This window comes from Rhodococcus sp. IEGM 1366, assembly GCF_033142425.1.
Taxonomy (GTDB): Bacteria; Actinomycetota; Actinomycetes; order Mycobacteriales; family Mycobacteriaceae; genus Rhodococcus_F; species Rhodococcus_F globerula.
Window position 1 is genome coordinate 380244 of the sequence record NZ_JAWLRZ010000005.1, and the last position, 19175, is coordinate 399418.

Consider the following 19175-nt stretch of genomic DNA (forward strand, 5'->3'; position numbering starts at 1 on the left):
AACCCTTCCATCGCAGTTTGATGTCGCCTCGATACGGATAGTGACACTATCTATAATGGATAGTGCTACTATCCGAACGTGAAGTCAAGGGCAAATCTGTGAGGATCTCCGAGCTCAGCGCCCGAAGCGGCGTATCAATCGCTTCGATCAAGTACTACCTGCGTGAGGGCCTGCTCACCAGCGGTGAACAATCAGCCACCAATCAGGCCGACTACGGCGACTACCACGTGAGGCGCCTACGACTGATTCGTTCCCTGATCGATATCGGAGGTCTGTCGATATCGAAAGTTCGAGCCACGTTGGCTGCGATGGAAGACGAGACAACCCCGATGCACGATGCATTCGGGGCGGTGATGCACGGACTCGACGAAATTCCGACCGGCGACCTGTCCGCCGATGTCATGGCGGCGTACGACGAGGTGCAGGTGTGGCTGAGGCACAGGAATTGGAAAATCGAGGATGACGCTCCGGCGCCGTACCGACTCGCGGAACTCGTCGCGACTCTGCGCCGGTTCGGCTTCCCGGCAGCGGTATCGGATTTCGACAACTCCGCAGACTTCGTCGAGAGAACAGCCGAAGCCGAAGTTCACTACGCTCGATCCATGCCGGATCGCACCGCTGCCGTCGAGACCATGCTCATCGGGACGGTGATCTACGAGCGAACTCTAGTCGAAGTGCGGCGGCTTGCGCTCGAAGCTGCCAGTTTCCGACTTGATGAAACCAACTAGATAGACCAATTGCGGCGAAGTTCCTGCCATCAGCTGCCGGAATTCGCCGCAATCAGTTTGTTCAGGCGCCGTTGCGGGCCTTCGGGAAGCGCGTCTGGTGGGCAACCCACCCGGCCATCTTCTTGAAGTGGCCGTCGGCCGGCGTGACGATGCTGGTCAGTTCACGTTCCCACTCGGCAACGGTGACGTTGTCGAAGGACGCGACGACGGCATTTGCAGTAGCAAGATCCTTGACCACCTGGTCGCCGAGAATGCCGTCGGCACCCACGAGAGTGATGCGCACTCCAACTACGCCGACGGGCTGAATGACGGCGCTTGCGGTGCCGCCATGTTCGGCGACGAACTTGGTGATCGCTTTGACCGTCGACTTCGGAAGTTCCGGCGCGGTCGCGGACGGTGTGGCGTCCGACTTCTCGGTATCGGTGCTCATAGCTCGACAATACTGGTCGGTAGTCCGGCCGCAACATGAGGCATGGCCTGAGTTGACGCGACCTCAGGTGTAGAACAGACAAGATGCGAGCCATCTATGTTTCCGAGACCGGCGGACCAGACGTTCTCACGCTGTCCGAACAACCCGAGCCCACGATCGGTGCACACGATCTCCTTGTCCGCACCGAAGCCATCGGCATCAACTTCATCGACACGTACTTCCGAATGGGCATGTATGCACGGGATCTCCCCTACATCCCCGGCGACGAGGGAACCGGGATCGTCGAGGCAGTCGGCTCCGAGGTAACGGAGTTCACTGTCGGCGAGCGGGTGGCATGGGCGGCAGCAACCGCAAGCTACGCCGAAAAGGTGGCTGTCGCGTCCACTGTTGCAGTAAAAGTTCCCGACGGTGTCCCTGCGCCGGTTGCCGCGTCAGCACTCCTGCAAGGCATGACCGCGCATTACCTCTCCAAGTCCACGTACCCGATCCAGCCGGGTGACACGGTGCTTGTGCACGCCGGTGCCGGCGGCGTCGGATTGATCCTCACGCAGATGGCAGTGAGTCTCGGCGCCAAGGTCATCACAACGGTGTCGTCAGATGCCAAAGAGCAACTGTCCCGCGAGGCCGGTGCGTCGGAGGTTTTGCGATACGAGGACGACATTGCGGCCCGGGTACGTGAGTTGACCGGCGGTGAAGGTGTCGCGGTGGCCTACGACGGGGTGGGTGCAACGACGTTCGATGCAAGCCTGGCGTCGGTACGAATCCGCGGGACCGTCGCATTGTTCGGGGCTGCCAGTGGCGCTGTGCCGCCGGTTGATCCGCAGCGGCTCAACAGCTCGGGTTCACTGTTCCTGACACGGCCGACGTTGGCTCATTACATTCGTACGCCGGAGGAACTGCGGTGGCGGGCCGGCGACGTCTTCGACGCCATCGCTGCGGGCACCTTGAAGATTCGGGTGGGTGCGCAGTATCCGCTGGCAGATGCTGCCCAGGCTCATCGTGATCTGGAAGGCCGGGCAACTACGGGATCAATCGTGCTGATTCCGTAGGTTCGTGGCTGCAGGCGGTCAGCTGAACATTTCGCTGATCGTCTGCAGTCCCAGCACCGAGTCGATGGCTAGGCCCACGAACAACACGGACAGGTAGTTGTTGGACTGCAAGAAGAGCTTGAGGGGCTTGACCTCTGCGCCGCCGCGGACTCCGCGGTACAGCTGGTGAGCGAGGAGCAAGAACCAGGCACCGGCCAGCAGAGCAACGATCGCGTAGACGAGACCGGCTGCGGGAACGAGGATCAGGCTGGTGACAACCATTGCCCAGCTGTAGAACAGGATCTGCTTGGTGACGTGCTCTTCGGTGGCGATGACCGGGAGCATCGGGACGCCGGCAGCCTTGTAGTCCTCTTTGTAACGCATCGCGAGAGCCCACGTGTGGGGCGGCGTCCAGAAGAAGATGATCAGGAACAGAACAAACGGTTCCCAGCTGAGCGAACCGGTAACAGCGGCCCAACCGACCAAGACGGGCATGCAGCCTGCGGCGCCGCCCCAGACGACGTTCTGCCACGTACGACGCTTGAGCACCATGGTGTAGATCAGGACGTAGAACGCGATGGTGATGACAACGAGGACACCAGCCAGCAGGTTGGCGCGCCACCACAGCCACGCGAACGACGCCAGTCCGAGCGCAAGACCGAAGACCAGCGCGTTGCGCGTCGGGACGGCTTCTCGGGCCAGCGGGCGCTTGGCAGTGCGCTTCATGACCTTGTCGATATCCGCGTCGACGACGCAGTTGAGGGAGTTCGCGCTCGCGGCGCCCATCCATCCACCGAACAAGGTGCTCAGCACCAACCACAGGTCGACATTTCCGCGATCAGCCATGAGCATCGCCGGAATTGTTGCCACCAGGAGCAATTCGATGACTCGCGGCTTCGTGAGCGCGATGTAAGCCAGAACCTTCCCCATTGCGCGACCCAGAACGGTGTTCTGATTGGTCGCCCGCGGGGCTGCTCCGGGGCTGCCGAAGCCATGTCCGCTCGGCTGTTGCCCTGTCCGCACGTTCTCTCCTTGCACCACGCGTTACCGCACTATCTCTTCACGACACACTGCTGACACTTCTCTGGACTATCGCAATTGCTACTACGGACGATGGTAGACCGCGGTCATCGTGGAACCGAATCGACCCGGACAGCCAGGACCATTAGGCTAGGTGACGCAGCGGAGGGACACCTCTCCCTCGCAATCCACGTACACAATGTCAGGAGACATCTGCCAGTGTCGATCACAGACGAGATCCACGTCCTCACACAGCCAGTCCACCCCTCGGACTGGACCGACCTGGACACGAAGGCTGTCGATACCGCCCGCGTGCTCGCCGCCGATGCGGTTCAGAAGGTCGGCAACGGCCACCCCGGAACCGCAATGAGCTTGGCGCCGTTGGCATATACCTTGTTCCAGCGTGTCATGCGCCACGATCCGTCGGATGCGGAATGGGTCGGGCGCGACCGCTTCATCCTCTCCTGTGGCCACTCTTCTCTGACGCTGTACACGCAGCTCTACCTCTCGGGTTACGGCCTCGAACTGGCAGACCTCGAAGCTCTCCGCACGTGGGGCGCCCTCACACCGGGTCACCCGGAGTTCGGTCACACTGTCGGCGTCGAGATGACGACGGGTCCGCTGGGCCAGGGCCTCGCGTCCGCAGTCGGCATGGCAATGGCTGCTCGTCGTGAGCGTGGATTGTTCGATCCGGAAACCCCGGTCGGCTCCTCCCCCTTCGACCATCACATCTACGTGATCGCGTCCGACGGTGACATCGAGGAAGGCGTCACGTCCGAAGCGTCGTCGCTTGCGGGTGTCCAGGAACTGGGCAACCTCATCGTCTTCTACGACGACAACAAGATCTCCATCGAGCACGACACTACGATCGCTCTCGGCGAAGACGTCGGCAAGCGTTACGAGGCATACGGCTGGCACGTTCAGCATGTCGAAGGTGGCGAAAACGTCTCCGGCATTCTCGACGCTGTTGCTGCGGCCAAGGCCGTCGTCGATCGCCCGTCGATCATTCTCCTTCGCACGATCATCGGTTTCCCCGCTCCGAAGAAGATGAACACCGGAGACGTTCACGGCTCCGCTCTCGGTGCCGACGAAGTTGCAGCGGTCAAGGAAGCTCTCGGCTTCGATCCGGCCAAGTCGTTCGACGTCGACGCCGACGCATTGGCTCACGCCCGTGAGGTCGTCTCCCGCGGAGCCGACGCGCACAAGGCGTGGCAGGTCGAGTTCGACGCTTGGGCGTCGCGTGAGTCCGAGCGCAAGGAACTGTTCGACCGCTTGTTCGCCGGTGAGTTCCCCGCCGGTTGGGCCGACGCTCTCCCGACGTACGAGCCCGATACCAAGGGCGTCGCAACTCGTAAGGCTTCCGGTTCAGCGCTTAACGCACTCGGCCCGATCCTGCCCGAGCTGTGGGGCGGCTCGGCCGACCTCGCCGGCAGCAACAACACCACCATCAAGGGTGCAGACTCCTTCGGTCCGTACTCCATTTCCACCAACGACTGGAACGCAAAGCCTTACGGCCGCACGCTCCACTTCGGTATCCGTGAGCACGCGATGGGCTCGATTCTCAACGGCATCGCGCTGCACGGCCCGACCCGCCCGTACGGCGGAACGTTCATGGTGTTCTCCGACTACATGCGTCCGGCTGTTCGCCTCGCTGCTCTCATGAAGACGGCCGTCACGTACGTGTGGACCCACGACTCCATCGGACTCGGCGAAGACGGCCCGACGCACCAGCCGGTCGAGCACCTTGCTGCTCTGCGCGCCATCCCGAACCTGTCCGTTGTCCGTCCGGGTGACGCCAACGAGACGTCGTTTGCCTGGCAGGCAGCCCTCGAGCACAAGACGGGCCCGACCGCTCTGGCACTTACCCGCCAGGACGTCCCGGTTCTCGAAGGCACCAAGGAGAAGGCAGCCGAGGGCGTCAAGCGCGGCGCATACGTGCTCGCCGATGCCGCCAACGGTGCTCCCGAGGTCATTCTGCTGGCCACCGGTTCCGAACTGCACCTCGCAACCGAGGCTCGCGAAACCCTCGAAGCTCAGGGCGTCGCAACGCGTGTTGTGTCGGTTCCGTGCCTCGACTGGTTCCTCGAGCAGGATCAGGCATACCGCGACGAGGTCATTCCTCCGGCCGTGCGTGCCCGCGTATCCGTCGAAGCCGGTATCGCAATGCCGTGGTGGCGCATTCTCGGCGACGCCGGCCAGGCCGTCTCGCTCGAGCATTACGGCGCTTCCGCCGATTACAAGACTTTGTTCCGGGAGTTCGGCATCACCGCCGACGCGACTGTCGAAGCCGCGCAGCGCTCCCTCGCCGCTGTGAAGGGATGATCTCGATGACACAGAATGTGAACACCGAAAAGCTATCCGCCGCAGGCGTTTCCATCTGGCTTGACGATCTTTCGCGAGATCGCATCCAGTCCGGAAACCTGCAGAACCTGATCGACACCAAGTCCATCGTGGGTGTCACCACCAACCCGTCGATCTTCCAGGCAGCCCTGTCCAAGGGTTCGGACTACGACGCGCAGGTCCGCGAGTTGGCCCAGCGCGGCGCCGATGTCGACGCCACCATCACGGCGGTCACCACCGACGACGTGCGCGCAGCGTGCGACATCCTGGCTCCGCAGTTCGAGGCGTCGAACGGCGTCGACGGCCGCGTGTCCATCGAGGTTGATCCTCGCCTGGCACACGACACCGACGCGACTGTCGCGCAGGCCATCGAACTGCACAAGATCGTCGATCGCCCGAACGTCCTCATCAAGATCCCCGCGACGCTGGCCGGCATTCCCGCCATCGCCAAGGTGATCGGTGAAGGCATCAGCGTCAACGTCACGTTGATTTTCTCGGTCGAGCGCTACGAAGCCGTCATGGGTGCATACCTCGACGGTCTGGAGACCGCGAAGGCTGCGGGCCGCGACATCTCTTCCATCGAGTCGGTGGCGTCGTTCTTCGTTTCCCGCGTGGATTCCGAGATCGACAACCGCCTCACGGCGATCGGCACGCCGGAGGCTCTCGAGCTTCGCGGCAAGGCTGCACTCGCAAATGCTCGTCTGGCATACAACGCATACCAGCAGGTCTTCGAGGTGCAGCCGCGCTTCCAGGGACTCCTGGCTGACGGCGCCAAGGCCCAGCGTCCGCTGTGGGCGTCGACGGGCGTGAAGAACCCTGACTACCCGGACACGCTCTACGTCACGGAGTTGGTTGCACCCAACACGGTCAACACCATGCCGGAGAAGACGCTCGACGCACTTGCCGACCACGGTGAGATCACGGGCGACACCGTCTCGGGCACCGCCCAGGAGTCGCAGGCAGTGTTCGATCAGCTCGCAGCCGTCGGCATCGATCTCGCGGACGTGTTCAATGTCCTCGAGACCGAGGGTGTCGACAAGTTCGAGGTGTCGTGGAACGAGTTGCTCGACGCGACTGCCGAGCAGCTCCGCGCAGCAACCCAGAAGAGCTGAGCCTGTGAGCGATTCCGCGGCGGCATCAGATTGGGTCAACCCCCTCAGAGACAGCACGGACAAACGTCTTCCGCATATTGCCGGGCCTTGTGCCCTGGTGATTTTCGGGGTCACCGGTGACTTGGCGCGGCGCAAGCTGATGCCGGCCATCTACGACCTTGCCAACCGAGGGCTGCTGCCGCCCGGATTCGCTCTGGTCGGGTTCGCCCGGCGCGACTGGACTGACGCAGACTTCGCACAGGTAGTTCTGGACGCGGTCAAGGACGGTGCTCGCACCAAGTTCCGGCAGAGCGTGTGGGAGCGGCTGGCGGACGGCATCCGATTCGTCAAGGGCAACTTCGACGATTCCGAGGGCTTCACGAACCTGGCCGACACTTTGGCCACACTCGACACCGAGCGGGGAATCGGTGGAAACCACGGCTTCTACCTCGCGATCCCGCCGGATGATTTCCCGCAGGTTCTCGAGCAGTTGTCGTCGTCCGGGCTTGCCCAGGCAGAAGAAGGCCAGTGGCGACGCGTTGTCATCGAGAAGCCGTTCGGTCACGATCTCGAAAGTGCTCGTGAACTGAACGCTGTGGTCAACAAGGTGTTCCCCGAGGACACGGTCTTCCGTATCGACCACTACCTCGGCAAGGAAACGGTTCAGAACATCCTGGCTCTGCGTTTCGCGAACCAGCTGTTCGATCCGATCTGGAACGCGCACTACGTCGACCACGTTCAGATCACGATGGCCGAGGACATCGGTCTCGGTGGCCGCGCCGGATACTACGACGGGATCGGCGCCGCTCGCGACGTCATCCAGAACCACCTGCTGCAACTGCTGGCGTTCACCGCGATGGAAGAGCCCATCAGCTTCGAGCCGCTCAACCTGCAAGCGGAGAAGATCAAGGTCCTCTCCGCCACCAGGCTCGCCGAACCTCTCGACGAGACCACCGCCCGTGGCCAGTACACGGGCGGCTGGCAGGGTGGTCTCCCGGTTGTCGGGCTTCTCGAAGAAGACGGCTTCGCGGCTGATTCCATCACCGAGACGTATGCGGCCATCACGCTCGAGGTCGACACTCGACGTTGGGCCGGTGTGCCGTTCTACCTGCGCACCGGTAAGCGTCTGGGACGCAGGGTCACGGAGATCGCCGTGGTCTTCAAGCGGGCGCCGCACCTGCCGTTCGACAAGACCATGACCGACGATCTCGGCCAGAACGCATTGGTCATCCGGGTGCAGCCCGATGAAGGCGTGACCATGCGCTTCGGGTCGAAGGTTCCGGGATCGAGCATGGAAGTACGCGACGTCAACATGGACTTCTCGTACGGCCAGGCCTTCACCGAGTCTTCACCCGAAGCGTACGAGCGACTCATCCTCGATGTGCTGCTCGGCGAGCCGTCACTGTTCCCGGTGAACGCTGAAGTCGAATTGTCTTGGGAGATACTCGATCCCGTCCTCGAGCATTGGGCTGCCGGCGGCAAACCGGACCCGTACGAGGCCGGTACCTGGGGACCGGAATCTGCCGACGAAATGTTGAACCGCACCGGACGCGAATGGAGGCGACCCTAGTGATTCTCGATTTGCCGTCAACCACCACGGTCCAGGTCAGCAAGAAACTGGTCGAGGTACGCAAGACCGGCGGCGCTGTCACGTTGGGTCGTGTGTTGACTCTTGTTGTCTGCACCCGCGACACCGGCAACGCCGAAGAAGCGATCGAGGCAGCCAACGAAGCAAGCCGCGAGCACCCGTGTCGCGTCATCGTGCTGCTGCGCGGCGACGAGCAAAGCGAACCACGCCTCGACGCTCAGATCCGCGTCGGCGGCGACGCCGGCGCCTCGGAAGTTGTGGTGCTACGTCTCTACGGTCCGCTGGCAGATCACGAGAGCAGTGTTGTCATCCCGTTCCTGCTCCCGGACACACCGGTAGTCGCGTGGTGGCCGCTCGAGGCTCCCGCGATTCCGGCCAAGGATCCGGTGGGCAAGCTCGCCGTCCGTCGTATCACCGACGCCACCGGTGCACCCGATCCGACGGCAACCATCAAGGGGCGGCTCGCGTCGTACACCGCCGGAGACACCGATCTGGCGTGGAGCCGCGTCACGTACTGGCGCGCGCTGCTGGCGTCGGCGCTCGATCTTCCGCCACACGAGAACGTCACCTCCGCTGTGGTGTCCGGCCTGAAAACCGAACCCGCACTGGATATTCTGGCTGGCTGGTTGGCTGCGAAGACCGGAGTTCCGGTATACCGCCGCACCGGCGCACTGAATGTGGAGTTGAAGCTCGAGACGCGCAGCATCTCCATCAGCCGCCCACAGGAGGGCACAACTGCAACGCTGATCCGGACAGGTCAGCCGGATGCACTTGTGTCCCTTGGTCGCCGGGAGACACGCGATTGCCTCGCCGAAGAACTACGTCGACTCGATCCTGACGAAATCTACGAAGAGGCGCTGGCCGGCCTCGAGAAGGTGACATATGAGTGATGTTGTCGTAGAAAAGTTTTCGGACGCGGGCCAGTTGGTCGATGCGGCCGCCGCACGTTTGGTAGACACCATCGTCGAGGCTCAGAAGGCTCGCGGCGTTGCGTCCATCGTTCTGACCGGAGGCGGAACCGGCATCGCACTGCTCGAAAAGTTGCGCAAAACTCCCGGTGATATCGACTGGGCGCAGATCGACCTGTACTGGGGCGACGAGCGTTTCCTCCCGGCCGGCGATCCGGAGCGTAACGAGGTTCAAGCGCGCGAGGCGCTACTGGATCATGTTCCGGTCGATCCGGATCGGGTACATCCGATGGCTGCGTCCGACGGCATCTACGAAGGCGATCCAGACGGCGCGGCAACAGCGTACGAGCAGTTGCTGGGCGCGCAGGCGCACGGCAAGCAGGTCCCCACATTCGACGTACACCTGCTTGGCATGGGCGGCGAGGGACACATCAACTCTCTGTTCCCGCACACAGACGCGGTTCGTGAAGAGTCTCGTTTTGTGGTCGCGGTGACGGACTCCCCCAAGCCCCCGCCGGTCCGCATCACTCTGACTCTTCCCGCCGTTCAGCGCGCGAAGGAAGTGTGGCTGCTCATTTCCGGCGCGGCAAAGGCTGAAGCTGTTGCTGCTGCCGTTGGCGGCGCTGCAGCGGTCGACTGGCCATGTGCCGGCGCCACAGGATTGGTTGCCACCCGGTGGTTCCTCGATTCGGACGCTGCCTCGCAGTTGCCCTGATCTCAGATTCACTCCGGCCGGGAGTCGTCTTCGGGCGACTCCCGTGCCGGTGGAACTTCTGTGGCCACTCCCCCACGACGGCCGCTACGCACAATCGCTAGCCTGCTCGAATTTCTTCGTGCCACAACCGAACTCATCGGCGTGACACCGTTTCTCCACTCGGCACTCTGCCCGACACAACGATTCATGTTCCCCCCGGTCCATGTTCTTGAGCACTCATGAATTTTGACGCGCCCAGAGCGCTTTCGGTTCCTCCTGTGTTTCGAGGCCTTGAACATGGCAGCGCCGGCGAGCAGAATCGGACAATGGCGTGGACACCTCAACGTGATGCCCTACGCGGGCGTGTTGCTGTTGTTGCCGGGGCAACGCGGGGCGCTGGACGCGGAATCGCCGCAGCATTAGGCGAGGCGGGCGCCACGGTTATCTGCACTGGTCGGAGCACGTCCACCGGCATCCTTCAGTCGGACTACCCGCGGAGCGAAACCATCGAGGAGACCGCCGCTCTGGTCACCGAATTGGGTGGCGTCGGAGTACCGATTGCCGTCGATCACCTCAAGAGCACTCGAGTTGCTGATCTCGCTGAGCAACTACGCACCGACTACGGACATATCGACGTCTTGGTCAACGACATCTGGGGCGCAGAGTTACTCAAGGGTGGACCGGCGGAGTGGAACACTCCGGTATGGGAACACGATCTGGACAAAGGCTTTCACATCTTGCGCCTGGCGATCGACACCCACATCACCACGTCGCATCATCTGCTGCCGCTCATGATCGATCGGCCAGGTGGACTGGTTGTCGAAATAACCGATGGCACTACCGAATACAACGCCTCGAACTATCGCATCTCAGTGTTCTACGACTTGGCAAAAGTGTCGGTGAACAGGCTCGCATATTCGCAGGGCCATGAACTTGGCCCGTTCGGATGTTCCGCCGTTGCCATTACTCCGGGTTTCCTGCGATCGGAGATGATGCTCGATAATTTTGGTGTCACAGAATCGAATTGGCGCGACGCACTACTGCCGAATCGGGATGGGCCGACTGCGCCACCTGATTTTGCTCGTTCCGAGTCGCCGAGATTTGTCGGACGCGCAGTGGCCGCCCTTGCCGCTGATCCGAATCGTGCCCGATGGAATCAGCGATCTGTCAGTTCGGGTGAACTCGGAGCAGAGTACGGGTTCGCCGACATAGATGGTTCGAGGCCCAACTTCTGGCAGCCGAAGCCGGACTAATCGACGGCACGATGGTCGTCGCGCTTGTCCTCGACCTCACGCAATGACCACCCTTGAACAAAGCGCTTCGCGTTGACCAAATATGCACGAAGGTGGGTAGTCAATCTCGAGATTTCCCAAGGTTCCAGATTCGCCATACCTAATGGTCTCATTTCAGAACGCGTGGGTAGATCGGGGGCCTGACCCATCACTCCGGTTTGATGAACCGAGCTTCGACCGTCGGCGAAACTGGGATGAGGTGGACAATCCGTTCAGTGACCGGTAGCTCCTGGATGGCAGTGATCGCCTCCCACTTAAACGCGCCACACTCATTTGTCGGCAGGTCCGGAGCAAGCAGTCCCAGGCCTTGATCGTCTACGAGCCACACAATCGGAGGCGTCGGCTGGTCCACAAAGCAGGTGCGGATTTCCGGCGGTGCATCGGACGGAAGCCGGTAGCCTGCAATAACGGCGTCCATATTGCCCTCACGTCGTTCCTCGACCCACGACACTGAGTGCTCTACGACGCCAGCGCTCCAGTCACCCTCACAAGTGACCACTCGGACGGGCACAAAATCAGCCGGGATCGGCCGCGGTTCTGGAACCGGTGCTGCTGCCTGCGGCAAGTCCGAGAATCCGAGAAGGTTACCGGCCAGGCAGGTTGGTTCCACCAGGCCAGGCACCTTCACTCGCGACGTCGGTGGCGCAACGTCGTCCGCGTTGTTGCTCGGTGCACCACATCCCACTAACAAGGCGACGGCCGCAACGCCCAGCAATTCCCGTGAATACCGCATGAATGCACCGTACTGCTCAATCGATTGTCGAATGCACAGTCGACAACGCTCGATGACGATATGTTCGAAACGTGACCACAGAAAGCCCCGAGACGATCGACCAGTACATCGCGTCCTTCCCGATCGATGTGCAACCGGTGCTCGAGAGCGTCCGTCAGACCATCCACGAAGCAGTCCCCGGCGTCGGCGAAACCATCAGCTACCAAATGCCGACCATCACGGTCGACGGCAAAAGCCTGGTGCATTTTGCCGGATGGAAACACCACATTTCGATGTATCCACTCCCCGAGGGCGACGCCGAATTCGAGAAGGCAATCGACCCGTATCGATCAGCCAAAGCGACGGCGAAGTTTCCGTTGAACAAGCCGATCCCGCTCGACCTCGTCGCGAGGATTACCGAATTGCTCGCGGCCAGACACTAACCCGGCCTTCCGAAGGCTTCCAACATCCGCGCGCGAATTGTGCATCCGCGCGGTTGATCAACCGCGCGGATGCACAATCCCCCTGCGGCAGTGGTGGTATCGACGGTTCAGCCCACCGGAACAGTCAGTGGCAACCAAGGCGTTAGGCCGTCTATCGGACAGTCGCGATTCCGGCCAGGATGAGATCGATGCCGGCAAGAAATTGGTCGCGGTCGTCGTGATCACGCAACTGCGGTGCCACCTGACGTAAGAACGGGTACTCGGCTGAGTCGAGTTGTTCCCACCCTGAGGTGATTGTCGCGAGGAAGTCCGATCGATCCGTCTCGCGTGCGTGAAGGCGGGCCCCTGCGGCATACTGTCCGGCCAGGCCGAGGACATAGTTCACGAGTGCGGAAGCGCAGTCGAACTGCGCGGATTCGGGAACTCCGAGTTCTTGGAGTTGCCGGCCAACGCCTTCGAATATCTGCAGCACCGCGGACTGCCACGGCTCACGAGAGAGCTGGGTGCCGACCCACGGGTGCGCGTCGATTGCGTCGAAGACATCGAGAACAGTAGTGCGGATGGTTTCCCGCGGCGTCGCCCCTGGGACGACGCCGGTCATAACACGTGTGATGACGTCGGTGGTCGTCGCTGCAAGCAGTTCGTTCTTGTTTGCAACGTGCCAGTAGATTGCGCCACTTCCGGTTGCCAGGCGAGACGCCAACGCGCGAAATGTCAGCGCGCCCTCGCCCTCGGTGTCGAGGATCTCGATCGCGGCCTCGACGATTCGCTCTTTCGACAGTGCATCCGTGCGTCGTTCGTTCCGCTGCGACTTTGTGTCCATCTGTCCATCTTGACATATCTGGAACACTGTTCCAAGATCGACAATGGAACAACGTTCCAATCTCATTGAAAGGAATTAAGACCATGACAACTCCAGTCACGATCATCGGAGCCGGCCTCGGCGGCCTCACCCTCGCGCGTGTCCTCCACGTTCACGGCATCGCTGCAACGATCTACGAGTCGGAACCCTCTGCCGAAGCCCGCACGCAGGGAGGTCAGCTCGACATCCACGAAAACAACGGGCAACTCGCGCTCGCAGCGGCCGGTCTCACCGACCAGTTCCGCGCGATCATCCACGAAGGTGGCGCGGCTTCACGGATACTCGACCAACACGGCACGGTGCTCCTCGACGAACCGGACGACGGCACCGGTGGACGGCCCGAGGTGCTTCGCGGGGATCTTCGCCAGATCCTGCTCGACTCACTACCTGACGGGACCATTGAGTGGGGACGGAAAGTGTCCAGTGCCGTTTCCCTCGGCGACGGCCGGCACGAACTCACCTTCGACGACGGCACAACCGTCACCACCGACCTTCTCGTGGGCGCCGACGGCGCGTGGTCGAAGATTCGACCTCTACTCTCCGACGCCACACCCGAGTACGTGGGCACCGTATTCATCGAGACATACCTGCAAGATGTTGACGAGCGACACCCTGCGACAGCCGACGTAGTCGGCGGCGGCGCTCTGTATGCGCTCGCCCCAGGTAAGGGAATCACCGCGCACCGCGAGTCCGGTGGCGTCATTCACACATACGTTCAACTGAACCGGCCCGCCGACTGGATTGCGAGCATCGATTTCACCGACACCGCCGCATCGATCGCTCGAGTCGCGGCCGAATTCGGCGGGTGGGCACCAGAACTCGCCGCGCTCATCACCGCGGGCGAAACCGCGCTGATCTCGCGTCCGATCCACGCTCTCCCAAGTGATCACCAGTGGGACCACGTTCCGGGGGTGACGCTCCTCGGTGACGCGGCGCACCTGATGGCGCCGTCCGGCGAGGGAGCGAACTTGGCAATGTACGACGGCGCCGAACTCGGGAAGGCGATTGCAGCGCATCCAGACAATCTCGAAGAGGCACTTGCCGACTACGAAGCGGCGATGTTCTCCCGCAGCCAATCGGAAGCGGCGGACGCAGACGTGATCCTGGGACTCTGCCTTGGCGACCGCGCTCCGCTCTCACTCGTCGAGTTCTTCACCGCCCCACAGCCTGCGCATTCGTAACGCTTATCGGTCGTCGCATGTCACGCTTGTGAGACATATCCGTACCGGGTACGCGATATCGACATCGAGGGATGGTCGCATGACATACGACAAAGCACTGGCAGACCGGATCCGCGATGCACTCGTGAGCGAGGACGACGTCAGTGAGGTGAAGATGTTCGGCGGCCTGAGTTACATGGTCAACGGACAATTGGCGGTCGCAGCGAACTCTCACGGCAACCTCTTGATCCGCTGCGCGCCGGAACGCGTCGACGAACTGCTGCTGCACAAGGGCGCACACTGGCCTGACATGCGCGGAAAGCCGATGAGCAAAGGGTGGGTCGAGGTCGATCGCACTGGCACCAGTTCAACCGTGGAGTTCAACGCCTGGATCAAGGAAGCCCTGGATTTCGCGCACTCACAGTAGCCTCACACCTCTAATTGAACACGTTCAACTATGGCGCGTAGACTCAGTTTTGAACACGTTCAAAACTAGGAGACGTCATGAGTAGTCGCGGAACTGAGACGCGGGAAAAGCTTGTGGATACCGCCTTGCGACTCTTCCGCGACGAGGGCTTCCAGTCGACAACCATGCGCCGGATCGCAAGCGAGGCAGGCGTCTCTCTCGGAAATGCCTACTACTACTTCGCCAGCAAGGACGAACTCGTCCATGAGCTGTATCTAGTCGTCCAGCGCGATCACCGCGATCTGGCACTTCCACTCTTGCGCCAGGGCGGCTCACTCGCGGAGAACCTGAAGACAGTTCTGCACTCCGGACTCGATGTCATGACGCCCTATCACGACTTCGGCGGAACATTCCTGCACAGTGCGTTACCTACCACCTCGCGATCCAGCCCGTTCTCGGTCGAGTCCACCGATGCCCGAGCAATGGCGATCGATCTGATGCGCGAGGCTCTGACTGCCTCCCACCAGCGGACACCGCCCTCATTGGAGAAACAGCTCCCCACACTTCTGTGGCTCACCTATATGGGTGTGACTCTGCACTGGGTCACCGATTCGTCGCCCGGACAAGCACGTACGCGTGCATTGGTCGACGGTCTCGCCCCAGTGGTCGCGAAAACCGTCAAGCTCGCCCGCCTACCAGTGGCCAGGAGCTTGGTCGGTGACGTCGCGAAATTGATGGCCAAAGTCACTGCGCGAGAAGAGGAGACCGTGCGATGAGCACCATGAATTACGTCGTCATTTGCGGAGCGTCGGGCTATATCGGGCAGTACCTTCGTCGCTCGCTCGAAGCCAGTGGGATCAATGTTCGGACGATCGGGCGGAGCGACTCGAGTGATGCCACTTGGTCCGACAGACAAGGCGTCGTCGACGTTCTGGATGGAGCGGATCTGGTTGTCAATCTCGCCGGACGCTCGGTGAGCTGCCGCTACAACAAGCGCAACGCCGATGAGATCTTTTCCTCACGTGTGGAAACCACGGCGCAGCTTGGTCGCGCACTGGCCCGCACACCACAGCCGCCATCACTCTGGATAAATGCCAGCACCGGCACAATCTATCGGGACGCTCGTGATCGGCCGATGAACGAGAGGACCGGCGAGCTGGGAACAGGATTCTCGGTGGCTGTCGCGCGAGCTTGGGAGCAAGAGCTGTTCGAGGCACCGACAACCGTTCGCAAGGTGGCGCTTCGGATGTCGATCGTGCTCGGCGCCGGCGGCGGGGCGATTAATCCGTTCATCAATCTGGCCCGCGTCGGCTTCGGCGGAAGAATGGGCGACGGTCGGCAGATGTTCAGTTGGGTTCACGTCGATGACTTAGTTCGTTCCATCACCCACGTCTACGAGCACCAGGCCATCTCCGGTCCGGTCAATGTCGCCTCGCCCGTTGCGGTGACCAACGACGTGTTGATGCGTGAGATGCGTGCATCCCTGGGTCGAGCGCGCGGGTTGCCGACGCCCGGCTGGATGCTGGAGTTCGGCGCACGCGTAATACGCACCGAAGCCGAGCTAGTGCTCAAGAGCCGCTGGGTGGACCCGGGCGTGCTCGCCGATACCGGCTTCCAGTTCACGTTTCCGACGCTGGACACGGCGCTCAACCAGATAGTTCAGGAGACTCCGCGAGGCTTGCTTCCCGTTGCTTTGGGCTGACAGTCCGGGCCAGGTCTGCACTCACGTTCAATTGAATATTGTCGAATCGGTCACAACACAGAGGGCGGTCCCTAGACTCCGAAGAAGCTAGACATGAGCAACAACGTTGTTAGAGAGAGTCGGTCCACCCAGTGACTATTCGGGTAAGTCAGCCGTATGAGCAGCAGCCGTTCGGGATTTCACCCCGGGTACCTCAAATGCCGATGCCTGCTCATTTCAGGCCGAATCTGATCGCAGCAGCGCTCTCGTGTGTCGGCATCATCATCGGCAGCATCGGTCCGTGGACGTCGTTCCTCGCGCTGGGTAGTTCCGGTATCGGCGAATGCGGCGTGATCACCCTGATCCTCGGGATCGGTGCAGCTTTCGCATTGACTCCGCTTCTTTCGAGGGGCGTCACACCGCAGGTGAAGAACCACTGCATTGGCCCCTTGGCGGGAATCGCAGTCTTGATCGTTGCCGTCGGCAACGCCGCCTGCATACTCCAACGCGGTACCGAGATCGCCGGAAAGATCATTGGACCGTCAGTGGGATGGGGGCTCTGGCTGGTCGTGATCTCCGCGCTAGTCCTGTCCATTACGTCGGCGACGCTCGCGCAACTGATCAGAGCGCAGGCCACCACTTAGACCCTCGAGATTACGAGCGGCGTTTCAACCTGACGTTCCCGGCAACCGAGCCACGGAGCATCGACGGCGTCATGAACGGACGTTGCGTTGACGCGCGGAATCTGCGCCGATCAACAGTGTTATTACTGCAAGTACGCCGAAGCCGGCTGTCAGTGTTGCGACAGCTGCCACGCCCGCGACGATCAGCGGGCCGCCCGCGTCGCCGAGTTCACGTCCCAGTTCGGCTGCACCCATCGTCTGCCCCATGCGCTCCTCGGGCGTCGATGCAGCAAGTGCGGCAAAGCCGAGGGGTGTGATGATGCCGGTGCCGATGCCAACAGCAACTGCCGCGGCGAGAATCCCGACCAGCCCCGGAATCATGGCAAGCGCCAGACCGGCGGCGGTGACAACCAATCCCCATGCCACACCTCGCTCGACGGTGATTTTTCCCGCATCAAGTGCTCGCCCGGCTCGCGGTTGGGCAAATGCTGCACATAACGCCAGTACTGATACGGCCGCACCTGTTGCTATCGGTCCGAGTCCGGCATCAACGCCGGCAACCGGGAGAAACCCCACACCGACCGACAGTGCGGCAGTCGACGCCGCAAGAGCTGCGGTGGGACCGAGGAACTGACGATCACTCAGGCGACGAGCCAAATCAACCACGGTTTGCCTGGCCCGAGGTAGCGGCGGAAGCGCAGGTACCACGAACTTGGCCCAGAGCGCGACAACCAGCGCGAGGACGGCCATGACTGCAAACAGAAGTGTGAGACCACCGATCCACACGATCACACCGCCCAGCAACGGGCCGAGGGTATAGCCCAGACTTTTGTAGAACCCGTAAGTTCCGAAGGCACTGCCGTGCTTACCTTTTCGGGTCAATCGAGCAACCGAAGAACTAGCTGCCGGCGAGAATGCCGATGCTGCCGCACCTTGGCCGAGCCGCGCCAACCACAACCAATCCGTATCCGCGACAACAACAAACAGAAACGATGCTGCGGCAAACGCGACGAGCCCGCCGAGCAGAACCGGCTTTGCGCCGATCCGATCTGCCAGCGTGCCGAACACAGGTTTGAGCAGGACTTCGGCGCCGTCGTACAGGGCCAGCAGTAGACCGAGATAGAGCAGCGAATTCGCCAGATCGTCGAGATCGAACACGAGGTTCGCCGCAACGGCATGGGCTCCGAATGCAGTCGTGAACCCGGCCGCGTACAGCGGCCACATCTGCCATCGCGCGCCTTCGACCTGGGCTTTGTTGTCACTCATGTGAGATCACCGTCGTCATTGCCTTCAGGAGAGTGCAGTGCGTTGATTACTCGCTCCGAGTAGTCCTCGAACCGCAGGGTGCACTGCTGGAGCGCCGCCGTTGCGCTTTCCGCATTCCTCGCGCCGAATACGTCGCGCGCCTTCAAATCTCGATGCCAGCGACGCAGCCTGTCCAAGCTCTGCTCTTCTTCCTCGAGTTCTGCGAGTGTAAATTTCTGGATCCGGATCTCCTTGTCGAGCTCGGCCTCGTATTTCGCACAGTCCGACAGGAATTCGGTCCAGTCTTCCTCGCGGGCCGCGGTGAACATCGCGGCGAATCGCGAGTTGTCTTCCTCGCTCGCACCCGTTGCGTTGAGGAAGACAATTTCACCGGACGCGCGGTCGACAAGTTCTTTCGCACGGTCGACGCCTGCCGCGAATGCCGGAACGTTCGGCACAGCCCAGGTGCCTTGCCCGATCGACAACGCACCCACTTTGCGCAGTTCTCGCCACACGGCAACACGGTGACGCGTCGGCTCGGCAGCAATCTTGATCAGGATTATCCGCCAACTCACGGATGACTCGGAATTCACACTGGAGAATGTATCACCCGTTACATTTCAAAGTGTGAAGCCAGTTTCCACACCCTTCGCTCACTTTCCCTCATCTGGGCAGCCAACACTGCTCTGAGTGGGTCTGTTTCGGTTCCGCCAGGATCGAATCGCAAACACGCTCGACCCGACAACACCGACAACCCCAGACCGACACCACTGTGAACTACCACCGGTCGAGCCGTTCATTTTCGCACCATCAGGAGGTGCCGTGATGATCCCGATTCCGCCTTACAGACTCGGTACCAGTTGGAAGATCTGGACGCCGTGGCTGGTTCCCCTTGTGGAAGGGTGGAATGTGGAGCGGTGGAAC

At 61.6% G+C, this 19175-nt stretch carries 21 protein-coding genes; 14 read left to right on the top strand and 7 right to left on the bottom strand.

Annotated features, from left to right (window positions below):
• Positions 1–98 precede the first annotated feature (98 nt).
• A complete protein-coding gene (locus R4P64_RS17275) occupies positions 99–728 on the top strand; it encodes a MerR family transcriptional regulator (RefSeq protein WP_317821918.1) in 630 nt (209 codons plus the stop codon).
• 61 nt (positions 729–789) lie between these two features.
• On the opposite strand, the gene R4P64_RS17280 is transcribed toward R4P64_RS17275, so the two are convergent.
• Positions 790–1158 (bottom strand): hypothetical protein, encoded by a 369-nt coding sequence (locus tag R4P64_RS17280; RefSeq protein ID WP_033232110.1) that lies wholly within the window; start codon positions 1156–1158, stop codon positions 790–792.
• Positions 1159–1241: 83 nt separating this feature from the next.
• On the opposite strand from R4P64_RS17280, the gene R4P64_RS17285 reads away from it, so the two are divergent.
• The gene (locus tag R4P64_RS17285; protein WP_233363820.1) at positions 1242–2207 is read left to right on the top strand and encodes a quinone oxidoreductase family protein; all 966 of its coding nucleotides are present in this window, start codon (positions 1242–1244) and stop codon (positions 2205–2207) included.
• A gap of 18 nt (positions 2208–2225) precedes the next feature.
• Here the strand turns inward: R4P64_RS17285 and R4P64_RS17290 are convergent, their stop codons facing one another.
• Positions 2226–3209: a heme o synthase gene (locus tag R4P64_RS17290; protein WP_045068066.1), complete on the bottom strand. Its 984-nt coding sequence runs from the start codon at positions 3207–3209 to the stop codon at positions 2226–2228.
• A 216-nt stretch (positions 3210–3425) separates the two neighbouring features.
• On the opposite strand from R4P64_RS17290, the gene tkt reads away from it, so the two are divergent.
• From tkt to R4P64_RS17320, 6 genes are all read left to right on the top strand, one after another.
• Complete coding sequence (tkt, locus tag R4P64_RS17295; RefSeq protein ID WP_317540351.1) at positions 3426–5528, top strand: transketolase; 2103 nt, start codon at positions 3426–3428, stop codon at positions 5526–5528.
• A 5-nt stretch (positions 5529–5533) separates the two neighbouring features.
• Complete coding sequence (gene tal, locus R4P64_RS17300) at positions 5534–6658, top strand: transaldolase (RefSeq protein ID WP_045068064.1); 1125 nt, start codon at positions 5534–5536, stop codon at positions 6656–6658.
• Positions 6659–6662: 4 nt separating this feature from the next.
• Positions 6663–8207 carry a glucose-6-phosphate dehydrogenase gene (gene zwf, locus R4P64_RS17305; RefSeq protein WP_033232114.1) on the top strand — a complete coding sequence of 515 codons (1545 nt, stop codon included), beginning with the start codon at positions 6663–6665 and terminating at the stop codon, positions 8205–8207.
• Positions 8207–9115 carry a glucose-6-phosphate dehydrogenase assembly protein OpcA gene (opcA, locus tag R4P64_RS17310; RefSeq protein ID WP_092808104.1) on the top strand — a complete coding sequence of 303 codons (909 nt, stop codon included), beginning with the start codon at positions 8207–8209 and terminating at the stop codon, positions 9113–9115. Before zwf ends, opcA begins: the two co-directional genes overlap by 1 nt.
• Complete coding sequence (gene pgl, locus R4P64_RS17315; protein WP_033232116.1) at positions 9108–9848, top strand: 6-phosphogluconolactonase; 741 nt, start codon at positions 9108–9110, stop codon at positions 9846–9848. Before opcA ends, pgl begins: the two co-directional genes overlap by 8 nt.
• 305 nt (positions 9849–10153) lie before the next feature.
• Positions 10154–11080 carry an SDR family oxidoreductase gene (locus R4P64_RS17320; protein WP_317821921.1) on the top strand — a complete coding sequence of 309 codons (927 nt, stop codon included), beginning with the start codon at positions 10154–10156 and terminating at the stop codon, positions 11078–11080.
• Here the strand turns inward: R4P64_RS17320 and R4P64_RS17325 are convergent.
• Positions 11077–11217, bottom strand: a complete 141-nt coding sequence (locus tag R4P64_RS17325) for a hypothetical protein (protein WP_155276677.1) — start codon at positions 11215–11217, stop codon at positions 11077–11079. The two genes, R4P64_RS17320 and R4P64_RS17325, sit on opposite strands and share 4 nt — an antisense overlap.
• A 50-nt stretch (positions 11218–11267) precedes the next feature.
• A complete protein-coding gene (locus R4P64_RS17330; RefSeq protein WP_317821923.1) occupies positions 11268–11852 on the bottom strand; it encodes a hypothetical protein in 585 nt (194 codons plus the stop codon).
• A gap of 71 nt (positions 11853–11923) precedes the next feature.
• Between R4P64_RS17330 and R4P64_RS17335 the strand changes: the two genes are divergently transcribed.
• Positions 11924–12274: an iron chaperone gene (locus tag R4P64_RS17335; protein ID WP_033232119.1), complete on the top strand. Its 351-nt coding sequence runs from the start codon at positions 11924–11926 to the stop codon at positions 12272–12274.
• Positions 12275–12425: 151 nt separating this feature from the next.
• Here R4P64_RS17335 and R4P64_RS17340 read toward each other — a convergent pair whose 3' ends face one another.
• Positions 12426–13097 carry a TetR/AcrR family transcriptional regulator C-terminal domain-containing protein gene (locus tag R4P64_RS17340; RefSeq protein ID WP_287162316.1) on the bottom strand — a complete coding sequence of 224 codons (672 nt, stop codon included), beginning with the start codon at positions 13095–13097 and terminating at the stop codon, positions 12426–12428.
• 83 nt (positions 13098–13180) lie between these two features.
• On the opposite strand from R4P64_RS17340, the gene R4P64_RS17345 reads away from it, so the two are divergent.
• The 5 genes from R4P64_RS17345 (at position 13181) to R4P64_RS17365 (ending at position 17027) form a co-directional block, all read left to right on the top strand.
• Positions 13181–14317, top strand: a complete 1137-nt coding sequence (locus R4P64_RS17345; RefSeq protein WP_317821927.1) for an NAD(P)/FAD-dependent oxidoreductase — start codon at positions 13181–13183, stop codon at positions 14315–14317.
• 79 nt (positions 14318–14396) lie between these two features.
• Entirely contained in the window at positions 14397–14723 is a 327-nt protein-coding gene (locus R4P64_RS17350; protein ID WP_116103202.1) for a TfoX/Sxy family protein, read from the top strand.
• Positions 14724–14800: 77 nt separating this feature from the next.
• The gene (locus tag R4P64_RS17355; protein WP_317821929.1) at positions 14801–15478 is read left to right on the top strand and encodes a TetR family transcriptional regulator; all 678 of its coding nucleotides are present in this window, start codon (positions 14801–14803) and stop codon (positions 15476–15478) included.
• Positions 15475–16404 carry a TIGR01777 family oxidoreductase gene (locus R4P64_RS17360; protein ID WP_317821931.1) on the top strand — a complete coding sequence of 310 codons (930 nt, stop codon included), beginning with the start codon at positions 15475–15477 and terminating at the stop codon, positions 16402–16404. The genes R4P64_RS17355 and R4P64_RS17360 overlap by 4 nt, the downstream gene beginning before the upstream one ends.
• A 203-nt stretch (positions 16405–16607) precedes the next feature.
• On the top strand, positions 16608–17027 hold the full coding sequence (locus R4P64_RS17365) for a hypothetical protein (protein ID WP_233363811.1): 420 nt from the start codon (positions 16608–16610) through the stop codon (positions 17025–17027).
• A gap of 69 nt (positions 17028–17096) precedes the next feature.
• Here R4P64_RS17365 and R4P64_RS17370 read toward each other — a convergent pair whose 3' ends face one another.
• Positions 17097–18272: an MFS transporter gene (locus tag R4P64_RS17370; protein ID WP_317821933.1), complete on the bottom strand. Its 1176-nt coding sequence runs from the start codon at positions 18270–18272 to the stop codon at positions 17097–17099.
• Complete coding sequence (locus tag R4P64_RS17375; RefSeq protein WP_258957136.1) at positions 18269–18844, bottom strand: Chromate resistance protein ChrB; 576 nt, start codon at positions 18842–18844, stop codon at positions 18269–18271. Before R4P64_RS17375 ends, R4P64_RS17370 begins: the two co-directional genes overlap by 4 nt.
• Positions 18845–19175 lie beyond the last annotated feature (331 nt).

Coding starts and splice junctions, on each gene's coding strand:
- R4P64_RS17355 (WP_317821929.1), top strand. CDS start 14,801: ATGAGTAGTCGCGGAACTGAGACGCGGGAAAAGCTTGTGGATACCGCC.
- R4P64_RS17280 (WP_033232110.1), bottom strand. CDS start 1,158: ATGAGCACCGATACCGAGAAGTCGGACGCCACACCGTCCGCGACCGCG.
- R4P64_RS17370 (WP_317821933.1), bottom strand. CDS start 18,272: ATGAGTGACAACAAAGCCCAGGTCGAAGGCGCGCGATGGCAGATGTGG.
- R4P64_RS17340 (WP_287162316.1), bottom strand. CDS start 13,097: ATGGACACAAAGTCGCAGCGGAACGAACGACGCACGGATGCACTGTCG.
- R4P64_RS17345 (WP_317821927.1), top strand. CDS start 13,181: ATGACAACTCCAGTCACGATCATCGGAGCCGGCCTCGGCGGCCTCACC.
- R4P64_RS17285 (WP_233363820.1), top strand. CDS start 1,242: ATGCGAGCCATCTATGTTTCCGAGACCGGCGGACCAGACGTTCTCACG.
- R4P64_RS17360 (WP_317821931.1), top strand. CDS start 15,475: ATGAGCACCATGAATTACGTCGTCATTTGCGGAGCGTCGGGCTATATC.
- tal (WP_045068064.1), top strand. CDS start 5,534: ATGACACAGAATGTGAACACCGAAAAGCTATCCGCCGCAGGCGTTTCC.
- R4P64_RS17320 (WP_317821921.1), top strand. CDS start 10,154: ATGGCGTGGACACCTCAACGTGATGCCCTACGCGGGCGTGTTGCTGTT.
- pgl (WP_033232116.1), top strand. CDS start 9,108: ATGAGTGATGTTGTCGTAGAAAAGTTTTCGGACGCGGGCCAGTTGGTC.
- R4P64_RS17330 (WP_317821923.1), bottom strand. CDS start 11,852: ATGCGGTATTCACGGGAATTGCTGGGCGTTGCGGCCGTCGCCTTGTTA.
- R4P64_RS17350 (WP_116103202.1), top strand. CDS start 14,397: ATGACATACGACAAAGCACTGGCAGACCGGATCCGCGATGCACTCGTG.
- R4P64_RS17365 (WP_233363811.1), top strand. CDS start 16,608: ATGCCTGCTCATTTCAGGCCGAATCTGATCGCAGCAGCGCTCTCGTGT.
- R4P64_RS17325 (WP_155276677.1), bottom strand. CDS start 11,217: ATGGCGAATCTGGAACCTTGGGAAATCTCGAGATTGACTACCCACCTT.